Source organism: Pseudomonas sp. SIMBA_068 (genome assembly GCF_046534705.1).
In the GTDB taxonomy this organism is placed as follows: Bacteria; Pseudomonadota; Gammaproteobacteria; order Pseudomonadales; family Pseudomonadaceae; genus Aquipseudomonas; species Aquipseudomonas putida.
In genome coordinates this window covers 1-230 of record NZ_JAWRYI010001835.1, presented here as the reverse complement: position 1 = coordinate 230, position 230 = coordinate 1, and the positions used below count along the sequence as shown (strand labels likewise).

Sequence of the window (230 nt, the reverse complement as noted above, 5' to 3'; positions counted from 1 at the left end):
GTATTAACGATGCGGTGTATGCGGAAGTGGTGGGCCACGGTGAAGTGTGGTCGGCGCGCCTGATGTCTGCGGTACTTAATCAACAAGGGCTGCCAGCGGCCTGGCTTGATGCCCGCGAGTTTTTACGCGCTGAACGCGCCGCACAACCGCAGGTTGATGAAGGGCTTTCTTACCCGTTGCTGCAACAGCTGCTGGTGCAACATCCGGGCAAACGTCTGGTGGTGACCGGA

At 59.1% G+C, this 230-nt stretch carries 1 protein-coding gene; it reads left to right on the top strand.

Going from position 1 to position 230, the window contains the following annotated elements:
* Window positions 1–230, top strand: a 230-nt coding sequence (locus tag SB756_RS36105) for a hypothetical protein (protein ID WP_410914054.1), incomplete at both ends; no start/stop codon positions are given.